This is a genomic window from Marinobacter sp. EVN1 (assembly GCF_000475375.1).
GTDB lineage: Bacteria > Pseudomonadota > Gammaproteobacteria > Pseudomonadales > Oleiphilaceae > Marinobacter > Marinobacter nauticus.
Genome location: NZ_AXCB01000068.1, coordinates 1 through 311 on the forward strand (window position 1 = coordinate 1; position 311 = coordinate 311).

Genomic DNA, 311 nt, shown 5'->3' on the forward strand with positions numbered 1-311 from the left:
AGTTATTCAGACCTTCCCTAATGGAATGGAATCAGCCCTGTCTGGTGAAAGAAGTAACCCTACATATCGTAAGTGAACTTCCGGTAAACCAGAATTATAAAGACATACCGAGTAAGCTAGCTTCAAAGATCTTTGCTCAAAACCAAATTGGCTTAACCAATGTGCGAGTTCCATTCTTTGTTCCGGCGAACCAGAAAGCCGTTCTACTTCTCCTTCAGTCGCCAGATAATCTTGCACTTTAGCCTGCCTATTCATCCGGAGGCAGAACTGAAACCAGCGCAATCGCATTGTTAGGGAGGCTCTGAATAAGT

At 44.1% G+C, this 311-nt stretch carries 1 protein-coding gene; it reads right to left on the minus strand.

Translation table 11 applies throughout. From position 1 onward, the window contains the following. Positions 1 to 6: 6 nt before the first annotated feature. On the minus strand, positions 7 to 311 hold a 305-nt coding region (locus Q674_RS41160), incomplete at its 5' end, for a hypothetical protein (RefSeq protein ID WP_227501254.1).